Annotated in this window: 9 protein-coding genes; 5 read left to right on the top strand and 4 right to left on the bottom strand. The window is 62.2% G+C overall.

Annotated features, from left to right (window positions below; translation table 11 throughout):
- Together ACY693_RS09740 and ACY693_RS09735 are read left to right on the top strand one after the other, a co-directional pair.
- A partial coding sequence (locus ACY693_RS09740) for an aldolase catalytic domain-containing protein (protein ID WP_462321632.1) occupies window positions 1-738 on the top strand: 738 nt, incomplete at its 5' end.
- Between the two features lie 213 nt (window positions 739-951).
- Window positions 952-1164 carry a hypothetical protein gene (locus ACY693_RS09735; RefSeq protein WP_462321631.1) on the top strand — a complete coding sequence of 71 codons (213 nt, stop codon included), beginning with the start codon at window positions 952-954 and terminating at the stop codon, window positions 1162-1164.
- Between the two features lie 73 nt (window positions 1165-1237).
- On the opposite strand, the gene ACY693_RS09730 is transcribed toward ACY693_RS09735, so the two are convergent.
- The 4 genes from ACY693_RS09730 to ACY693_RS09715 form a co-directional block, all read right to left on the bottom strand.
- A complete protein-coding gene (locus tag ACY693_RS09730; protein WP_462321630.1) occupies window positions 1238-1528 on the bottom strand; it encodes a BrnA antitoxin family protein in 291 nt (96 codons plus the stop codon).
- A 13-nt stretch (window positions 1529-1541) separates the two neighbouring features.
- On the bottom strand, window positions 1542-1814 hold the full coding sequence (locus ACY693_RS09725) for a BrnT family toxin (RefSeq protein WP_462321629.1): 273 nt from the start codon (window positions 1812-1814) through the stop codon (window positions 1542-1544).
- 300 nt (window positions 1815-2114) lie between these two features.
- A complete protein-coding gene (gene trhP / locus ACY693_RS09720) occupies window positions 2115-3401 on the bottom strand; it encodes a prephenate-dependent tRNA uridine(34) hydroxylase TrhP (protein ID WP_462321628.1) in 1287 nt (428 codons plus the stop codon).
- A 29-nt stretch (window positions 3402-3430) separates the two neighbouring features.
- Entirely contained in the window at window positions 3431-4738 is a 1308-nt protein-coding gene (locus ACY693_RS09715) for a ChaN family lipoprotein (protein WP_462321627.1), read from the bottom strand.
- 208 nt (window positions 4739-4946) lie between these two features.
- Between ACY693_RS09715 and ACY693_RS09710 the strand changes: the two genes are divergently transcribed.
- The 3 genes from ACY693_RS09710 to ACY693_RS09700 all read left to right on the top strand — a co-directional run bounded on the left by ACY693_RS09710 (window position 4947) and on the right by ACY693_RS09700 (window position 9195).
- Window positions 4947-7232, top strand: coding sequence for a M1 family metallopeptidase (locus ACY693_RS09710; RefSeq protein ID WP_462321626.1), 2286 nt, complete (start codon window positions 4947-4949; stop codon window positions 7230-7232).
- 176 nt (window positions 7233-7408) lie between these two features.
- On the top strand, window positions 7409-8866 hold the full coding sequence (locus ACY693_RS09705; RefSeq protein WP_462321625.1) for an NAD(P)/FAD-dependent oxidoreductase: 1458 nt from the start codon (window positions 7409-7411) through the stop codon (window positions 8864-8866).
- 128 nt (window positions 8867-8994) lie between these two features.
- Window positions 8995-9195 carry a hypothetical protein gene (locus ACY693_RS09700; RefSeq protein ID WP_462321624.1) on the top strand — a complete coding sequence of 67 codons (201 nt, stop codon included), beginning with the start codon at window positions 8995-8997 and terminating at the stop codon, window positions 9193-9195.
- The last annotated feature ends 151 nt before the right edge of the window (window positions 9196-9346 follow it).

Below are 9346 nucleotides of genomic sequence, written 5' to 3'. Positions count from 1 at the left end.
GTCGGCGATCACGACCCCGAGGCGACTGGGTTGAAGCTGGCGGCCATGGCCGATGCCGGCAAGAGCGATTGGGAGACCCAGATCGTCCCGGCTGCTGAGAGTCCGCTGAGCATGATCCGGGTCGCCTTCTACGCGCACCAGGTCCCAGAAGCCGTCGACATGATCCGCTTCGCGGCCGAGCGCGGCTATGAGACCACCGCGAATCTGATGGCGGTCTCGAACATCACTGAGGAAGAGATCGACACCGTCCTCGAGGCCATCGCCGATACGCCAGCGAGCACGATGGTCATCGTCGACAGCTTTGGCCATCTGTATCGCGAGCAAGTCGACCGGCTCTATCACAAGTATGCCAATGCACTGGCCGGCACCGGCAAAGAGATCGGTATCCACGCCCACAACAACCTGCAGTTGGCGTTCGCCAACACCATCGAGGCCATCATCCTCGGCTGCAACCGCGTCGACGCGACCATCTTCGGCTTTGGTCGCGGTGCTGGCAATTGCCATACCGAGCTACTGCTTGGCTTCCTACGCAATCCAAAGTTCGACCTGCGGCCGATCATCGAGGTGATCCAAGAGCAGATCCTGCCGCTGCGTCGCGAGATCGAGTGGGGGCCGATGATCCCCTACAACCTGACAGGCCAGCTCAATCAGCATCCGCGGGCGGCGATTGAATGGCGCGAGGGCCCCACCCCGGACGATTTCCTCGCCTTTTATGACAAGGTTGTCTCGGAGATCTAGGTCAACCAAGCCCAAGCGATTACCGACTCGCATCCCGCCTGGCTGAGCGCACCTGACCGACCAAGGACGCTCATCCAGGCATGAACAAGAAGGCGTTGACCGAAGCCGACATTCGCACCAAGTTCATCACCCCGACACTGGTCGGCCCGAACGGCAGACGCCGGCACCTACGGCGACGCCCCGCGGCTTGAATGAAAATGCAGGGAACGCCGAATGCCTCCGTGGACCCCGAGTTCGCGGATATCAGAGCCCTCGCAGCCAGTCTGCACGATCTCCATCGGCACCGAAGGCCGCACCCCGGACCAGCACGACGCCTATGCGATCGCCGCCTGGCTGCGCCAAGCCGATCTCGATGATCGCCTGCAAGAATCCCTCAACCCTTCCTTGACGCCGTCAGAGCACGCCCTAGCCGAGGTGGAAGGATGAATTCTCGGAGTGGTGTTGCGCTGAGTGCTGGTCCAAGGTGCTGGGATCTAAAGATGCGAGTTGTCGGTGGGCGCTAGGAGTGCTCGCGGTGCTGTAGCCATTCGCGCAGCGCCGCGTTGGCTCGCGTCTGCCAGCCTTTGCCGGTCGCGCGCAGTCCCTCGAGCACGTCCGGGTCGAGCGGGATGGTAGCTGGGATCTTGGTCGGTGCCTTGCGCGGACCGCACAAGCGGCGCCGTTCAGCTAACACGGCCTTGACCGCTTCCGGCCCACCACCCGCGACGAAGACCGCATTCTCCCAGAACTCAGAGTCAAGCGGCGGGTTATCTGGGTCGAACACGGCCTCCTCGGGAGCCGCATCGATCATCGCCTTTATCTGCTCAGGGCTGAAGCTGTTTGAAGAAGTCTCGGGTTTCACGCTTGTCACCATATCGCAGAGAGAGCAACTGTAGGTCGTCGTCCCGTTCGGTCCAGACGAGCACGATGAAGCGGCCGTGAAGCACGCCCAGCGTCTTAAAGCGTGACTCGCCGTAGGCTTCGCGAGTGTCCTGCTCGGTAAAGATCGGTCCATCGAAGATTGCCTCGGCTTCGGCAAAGTCCAAGCCGTGCTTGGCGAGGTTGCTGCGCCGCTTGGCGTCATCCCAGGTGATCATGTCTAGACCCTAGTCACCGGCTGAGTCGCGGTCAAGCAGCTGGTCAATGCAGAGAAGAGAGCCATTTCCCACTGTTCTCGGCTGCGATCCACTGGAGCCGCCGTTTCAGCTCCTAGCCCAGAACCCTCTCATCCATGGCTGATCAACCCCGTTTCATGCGCGCCCTTCTTGCATCTTCCCGGCACACTGCGGCTTCGATACTGCGACGCGTCAGAAACTCCATACCGATGCGCCCGATTGGCAGAGCTCAAGCGTGGAGATTCTAGGGTACTGGCATTCGGACGCCGACAGCGGAAGATCTCAAAGCACCTTCGCGAGCAGCGCCTCCGGCGCAAGCGATTGATCCGGCATTGGAATGCGCACTGTCCAGCCATCGCCCGGCGCAGCCTCAAGTGGCCGGCCATCGGTGGCGCTCAACTGCTCGAGCCGGAAGCGTTGAAGACCGCCGGGGGTCATCCACTCCAGCTCATCGCCAGGGGCAAAGCGATTACGGACGCGGATCTCCGCTAGACCGCTAGCGGCATCGACGCGTACCAGCTCGCCGACGAATTGCCGGCGCTGGCTGACCGAGCTTCCGGCCTCATAATTCTGTAGCTCTGAAGGTGCATGACGGCGCAGAAAACCCTCGGTATAGCCACGATTCGCCAAGCCATCGAGCTCCTCGAGCAGTCCAGGATCGAAGCGGCGCCCGGCGGCCGCATCATCGATCGCACGCCGATAGACCGAGGTGGTGCGGGCCGTGTAGTAGTGCGACTTGGTTCGTCCTTCGATCTTCAGCGAATCCACTCCGATCGCGCTGAGCCGCGCGACATGCTCGACGGCGCGCAGATCACGGGAGTTCATCACGTAGCTGCCGTGCTCGTCCTCGAACAGGGCCATGTACTCACCCGGTCGCTCGGCCTCTTCGAGCAGCCAGACCTGATCGGCCTCCGGATGACGCTCCTGGACTGGATCAGCGGACATCGCCACCGGCTGCCCGACGCGGTATGACCAGCGACAGGCGTTGGTGCAGCTGCCTTGATTGGCATCTCGGTGGCTCAGATAGCCCGATAGCAGACATCGTCCTGAGTAGGCGATACAGAGCGCCCCATGCACGAAGACCTCGAGCTCGATGTCCGGACAGGCGTCACGGATCTCGGCAATCTCATCGAGTGATAGCTCACGCGACAGGATCACGCGCCGAAGCCCCTGCTGCTGCCAGAAGCGCACCGCGGCGGCATTGGTGGTATTGGCCTGGACCGACAGGTGGATCGGCTGCTCGGGCCAATGCTCACGCACCAGCAGGATCAACCCCGGATCGGACATGATCAGGGCGTCGGGTCCGAGTGCGATCACCGGTTCCAGGTCACTGAGGAAGGTCCCGAGCTTGGCGCCGTGAGGCATCAGGTTGGCTGCCAGATAGAACCGCTTACCAGCCGCCTGCACGGCCGTGATCCCCTCCGTGAGCGCCTCCAGGGTACCGAACTCGTTGTTGCGAACCCGAAGACTATAGCGCGGGATACCAGCGTATACGGCGTCCGCACCATAGGCCAATGCGTAGCGCAGGTTGCGTAGGGTTCCTGCGGGTGCGAGCAGCTCGGGCTTCATCCTCGGTGTCACTGCGCGGCTCTCGGAGCTCACTGCAACGTCACGTCAAAGCTGAGCTGCTCGGCACCACCGACCAGCGGATCGCGTAGCACCGCGATTGGCATCTGCTGTCCGGGGCGGCTATCCATCAGGGCGATCCGAATATCGGCATAGGAGTCGACCTTGGTCTCCCCGATCTCGATGATCCGATCCCCCTCTTTGACGCCCGCATCCCGTGCGCCGCTGCGCTGCGCGAAGCTTTGAATCGCAACGCCTTGGCCATCCGACTCGGTATCCAGCATCACCCCCATCAGGCCCGTCTTTGGCAGCTCCACCGGTTGCGGATAGAGCAAGAAATCAGCCATCTCAGGATCGAGCGGGCGCTGTTGACCGTTCATCACGATCGACATCGGCACATCCAGACGTCGTTTGACTCGGGATGGAATACCGCGCCCGTATTCGACATGGCCAGCGCCAGCGAGCACGATGAGCTGCGACTGCGGATTGGCGCGCAGCCAGCGGGCCGCACGCTCGGCCATCCCCTCGTCCCAGAGCAGCTGGACCTCGAGAAAGTGCTCAAATGATGCATCCTCAGGCTTCGGGTGCATCGCGAACACCTGCTGCAGGTGAGCGCGATACTCAGCGGAGCCCCGATCGATCTCACTCGGGATCTGCGCAGCGTCCTCGGGGCCGAGCGATGCGATGCCGCCGTCGCCGACCTGATCAGTGATCTCCCGGGGCAGATTGAGCGCGATCAGCGGGATACCCTGCTCGCGCGCGAAGCGCAGGATCGGCCGATAGAGCCGATAGTCGAACCGCCAGCGCTCGAAATATTCGGTCTCGCGCAGCAGAGACTCTTCACTGAGCTTGCCGGCGACATAGGCATCGAGCTTATCCTGAAAAGGCTGCTGAAAGAACTCCATACCGATCGCCACCGGATTACCACGCTCGTGCAGCCCTTGGATGATCGCGAGCTGGCTTAGATGGTCTTCATAGCGATCGTGGGACTCACCGATGAAGACGACGCGATCATCAGCCAGCGCCTCGATCAGCCCATCCATCCCGCCAAGGCTCGAGACGTCGAGCACTCGGGTCTTCGGACTGGGCGCTTGGCTGGCGGCTGCGTCCAGGCCTGAGCTAGCCGGCGTCCCATGCCCTGCAGCAGACGCTGCGGCGATCTGGTCGTTTGCCGCTTCGGCTGGAGTCAAGTCCCCAGCCTTGGTATTACCGAAGCCAGTGACCGGCATCACGACCATGACGATGAAAAGTAAGAACACGAATGGCAGCAGGATCAGCGTTGCCATGCGGACCGGGTGTTGCAAGATGGGTCGTCGGGGAGGCAGAGTCGATCGCAGCATCATGGGTCTCTCGTTGAGGGTGTCTCGCTCGCCATGCGAGTCCCCAAGATCAGGTCTCGATCCGAACGCTCAGGCAAACTGGGCGCGAAGGAGCGAAACAGGGCTCAGACAGGCTTGGCTATCGGAACCAAGCGCACAGGCCGATGACAGAGCTTGGGTGCAGCGACGACCTGGCAAGGCCACCGCAACAATCTAGATGACAGCGACCATGCACGATTCCAACAAGTTCCGGCTGCAGATACCTCGTTGGGCCATGTTGCTCAGCCTCGTCTGGCTAACCCTGCTCGGCCCCGCGGCAGCGGAGCAGCCTACGGAACAGAACGTTCAGCAGGCCGTGGCCAGACACCGCATTGAGATCAAGATCGACCCGGCTTCTGGGACGCTGAGCGCAACCGACCGCTTGACCCTCCCGTCCGAGCCGAGTGGAGCCGAAGATCCCGAGGCATCGGCTAGGGCCTCGCAAACGCAGACCACGACGACCTACGTGTTGCAGCTGCACGCGGGACTCGAGCTCGAGGTTAGCAGCGGCAATGCGCGTCTGCAGCCGGTCGCAAGACGGGGTCACCTCGCCCGATATGTTCTTGAAGCAGCCCCCGGCTCAGAGGTAGAGCTCCGCTATCAGGGTCGCATCCGCCATGACTTTGACGCGATTCAGGAAGGCATGGGACGAGCCCGACAGCAATCGATTGGTACCATAAGCCCGGATGGGGTCTTTCTCAGCGGTTACAGCGGCTGGTATCCGAGGGTGTCGGGCAGCCTCGAGACCCTGTCGCTCGCCGTCAATCTGCCCTCAGATTGGCTTGCAGTCTCCCAGGGTGCGGGGCCAACCCTCTCAGCAGAGGGGCCGCGGGTGCGCGTTGGATGGCGCGAGACGGCCCCGCAAGACGAGCTCTACCTGATCGCAGCCCCCTTCAAGCTGTATCGGGAATCAACCGATACCGTCGAGGCTCAGGCCTTCCTCCGCAGTGCTGATGACGAGCTAGCAGCGCGCTACCTAGAGGCCACAGCGAGCTATCTCGAGCGCTACACTGAGCTGATCGGCCCCTATCCCTACGCCAAGTTCGCGCTGGTCGAGAACTTCTGGGAGACCGGCTATGGGATGCCCTCGTTTACACTCCTCGGCCCCCGAGTGCTGCGCCTGCCGTTCATTCTGCACTCATCCTATCCGCACGAGATCCTGCACAACTGGTGGGGCAACGGCGTCTATGTGGATGACACGCAGGGCAACTGGAGCGAGGGTCTCACCGCCTATCTCGCAGACCATCTCAATCAGGAGCTCGCCGGTAAAGGCGCGGATTATCGCCGCGACCAGCTCAAGGCCTTCACGGACTATGTCCGCGACCATCAAGATGAGCCGCTGACCCAATTCCGGGGCCGTCATGGCGCCGCCTCGCAGGCGATCGGCTATGGCAAGGCCCTGATGCTGTTCCACATGCTGCGAGTCAAGCTCGGTGATGCGGTCTTCGTCGAGGGTCTGCGGCACTTCTATCAGCACAATCGCTTTTCCAAAGCCGGCTGGGATCAGCTCGAGGCGGCCTTTGAGGCCGAGTCCGGACAGGAGCTCAGTGCCTTCTTCAGCGCCTGGACCAGTCGCCCAGGGGCGCCGCTCCTAGCGCTCGCGGCGATTGAGGTCGAACCGCTCCCTGATGGACGTTGGCGCCTCAGCGGTCGACTCGAGCAGACCCAATCCGAGGCCCCGTTTCCAATGACGGTGCCAGTGATGCTGCTCGACGAGAACGGTACCGCATCAGAGCTTGAGGTCTGGATGCAAGAGGACAGCACCGCCTTCTCGACGCTGCTCGACACGCGCCCAGTACATCTCGCGGTAGACCCGCGCTTCGACAGCTTCCGTCAGCTCGCCGCTGGCGAGGCGACCGCAACCTTGAGCAACCTGTTCGGCGCCGAGCGCGGACTGATCCTGATCCCCTCAGAAGCACCCGCAGCGCTGCGCAGGGCCTATCGGCAGTTGGCGGAAAGCTGGCAGCGCGGCCAGTCAGGGTGGTCGATTGTGTTAGACAAGGATCTCGAGCAGCTGCCGACTGATCGCGCGATCTGGCTGCTTGGCTGGCGCAACCAGTGGCTGGAGGCGCTGTCCGCGCTCGGACTCGAGAGCGGTCAGTTCAGGATCGATCCGGATCAGCAACAGGCGAGTCTGCTGGGAACAGAGTACAGCGGCAAGAGCCCCGTGATCAGCACCCACCGTGGCGAGCAAACCCTGGGCTGGGTCGCAACGGACCAGGCCGAGGCCGTCAGCGGTCTGGCGCGCAAGCTGCCTCACTATGGCAAGTACGGCTACCTGGTCTTTGAAGGCCCGGCACCGACCAACATTGCCAAGGGTCAGTGGCCAGCCGGCGAGTCGAGCCTGACCCGCTGGCTCGGAGAGCACGGGCCGCAGATCGCCTATCCGGAGAGGGCCTATCCGGCGCGGCCTAGCCTGCTCGAGACGGCGGCCCAGCGCCCCAAGCAAACCCGCTCATCCGCCCCCAGCGACTGAGTCAGAGCGAGCCACTGCGCCGAGCGCGGTTCGACGTGCAAGCGAAGATGCTCAACGACGACACGGCTGAACCACTGGCTAGCGGCGCTATCCAAACCTTGACGCAGACCGCTTTCACGAGCCGAACCTCACTGTTAGGCTCGGATCGAAAACACCCATCAATGGAGGCTTACACCATGTCACGCATCGTCATCCTCGGCGCGGGCATCTCTGGCCATACCGCTGCCCGCTGGCTGGGCAAATGGCTCGGCAACGAGCATGAGGTCGTGGTCGTTTCACCGAACGAGAAATGGAACTGGATTCCATCGAACATCTGGGTCGGCGTGGGCGAGATGACGGAGAGCCAGGTCACCTTCCCGCTCGCCCCCGTATACAAGAAGCTCGGTGTCGTCTTCAAGCAAGCCAAGGCCCTCTCGATCCATCCCGAGGGCGGCGACGCCGCTGATCAGCCCTATGTGACCCTCGAGTACACCGAGGTCTCACGTGCCGGTCAGACCGAGACGCTCACCTATGACTATCTGGTCAACGCGACCGGCCCCAAGCTCAACTTCGGCGCAACACCGGGTCTCGGCCCTGATGAGGGCTACACGACCTCGGTCTGCACCCCGGGCCACGCGCTGCACGCCAACGAGCAACTGCAGGAGAACATCGCCGCGATGAAGCGCGGGGAAACGCGCACCTTCGTGGTCGGTACCGGTCACGGCATGTGTACCTGCCAGGGCGCTGCGTTCGAATACATCTACAACATCGAGCATCTCTTCAGTGACGAGGGCGTGCGCGACAAGGCACGGATCATCTGGATCAGCAACGAGTACGAGCTTGGTGACTTCGGGATGGGCGGCGTGCACATCAAGCGCGGCGGCTACATCACCAACGGCAAGGTATTTGCCGAGTCGCTGATGGTCGAGCGCGGCATGGAATGGATCGTACGCGCCGCAGTCAAGCGCATCGAGCCTGGCAAGATCCACTACGAGATCCTCGACGGCAGCGAGCATACGATCGACTTCGACTTCGCGATGTTGATCCCGCCGTTCGCCGGACAGCCGATCAAGGCCTTCGCCAAGGACGGCAGCGATATGAGCAGCGAGCTCTTCGCCCCCAATGGCTTCATGAAGGTCGATGGCGATTACACGCCCAAGCCCTACGAGGAATGGCACAAGAGCGATTGGCCAAAGACCTATCAGAACCCGCGCTACAAGAACCTGTTCGCGATTGGCATCGCCTTCGCACCGCCGCATCTGATCAGCAAGCCGATGAAAAGCGCGAACGATACCCCGATCAACCCGGCGCCACCGCGCACCGGACTGCCGTCAGCAAACATGGGTAAGGCGGTCGCTGGGAGTATTCGCGACATGATCAACGGCGCTCCGGAGCCCACCCATACCGCCTCGATGGCCGAGTCCGGCGCCGCCTGCGTGGCCTCCACCGGCATGCACATCTTCAAGGGCTCGGCCGCGACCATGACGGTCTTCCCGGTCGTCCCCGACTACGAGACCTACCCGGAGTACGGGCGCGATATCGACTTGACCTTTGGTGAGATCGGGCTCGCTGGGCATTGGATGAAGTACATCCTACATCACGTCTTCATCTATCAGGCCAAGCTGAAGCCGGGCTGGTCGCTGCTTCCGGATTGACTCCGGATTGATGAGAGGCAGTCACTGGGCCGGAGACCCGCCTATTGAGGCGTCCCGGGCCCAACCCTGAATTGCATTGAGCCCAAATCAGATTGAGCCCGACTCAGATCGAGTACAGAGGATGAATCATGACGACTGATACCAGCAGTCCGCAGCAAAGCCAGGCATCGAGCAAACCGAAGAACAAAGAGCCCTATCAGCAGGCCTACTATCCACCGGTACCGACCGGGCTGACACGCCACATGCGCTCCAACCCGATCTGGCAGCTCTGGCGCTTCCTAGTCATCAATCTCAAGATCCTGAAGTTGATGTTCAGCTCACACCACTGAGCAGCCTAGCCTGATCAGGCGAACCGCTCGGCGGCTTAGGCGAGCTGCACGGTCATCTTGATCGGGCCGCTTAGGTCGCTGTCGGCGCCAAGCCAGTAAGGCGATTGCCGGAAAAGCTCATACCGAATTGCGCAGGATTTTCGTTTGCCTT

The sequence above is a fragment of the Halochromatium sp. genome, assembly GCF_054919635.1.
Note: the sequence above shows the minus strand (reverse complement) of the source record. Positions and strands in the feature narration are given on the sequence as shown.

Excerpts from the sequence above, each read along its gene's own strand:
- ACY693_RS09700 (WP_462321624.1), top strand. The coding sequence starts at position 8,995 with ATGACGACTGATACCAGCAGTCCGCAGCAAAGCCAGGCATCGAGCAAA.
- ACY693_RS09725 (WP_462321629.1), bottom strand. The coding sequence starts at position 1,814 with ATGATCACCTGGGATGACGCCAAGCGGCGCAGCAACCTCGCCAAGCAC.
- ACY693_RS09710 (WP_462321626.1), top strand. The coding sequence starts at position 4,947 with ATGCACGATTCCAACAAGTTCCGGCTGCAGATACCTCGTTGGGCCATG.
- ACY693_RS09730 (WP_462321630.1), bottom strand. The coding sequence starts at position 1,528 with ATGATCGATGCGGCTCCCGAGGAGGCCGTGTTCGACCCAGATAACCCG.
- ACY693_RS09715 (WP_462321627.1), bottom strand. The coding sequence starts at position 4,738 with ATGCTGCGATCGACTCTGCCTCCCCGACGACCCATCTTGCAACACCCG.
- ACY693_RS09705 (WP_462321625.1), top strand. The coding sequence starts at position 7,409 with ATGTCACGCATCGTCATCCTCGGCGCGGGCATCTCTGGCCATACCGCT.
- trhP (WP_462321628.1), bottom strand. The coding sequence starts at position 3,401 with ATGAAGCCCGAGCTGCTCGCACCCGCAGGAACCCTACGCAACCTGCGC.
- ACY693_RS09735 (WP_462321631.1), top strand. The coding sequence starts at position 952 with ATGCCTCCGTGGACCCCGAGTTCGCGGATATCAGAGCCCTCGCAGCCA.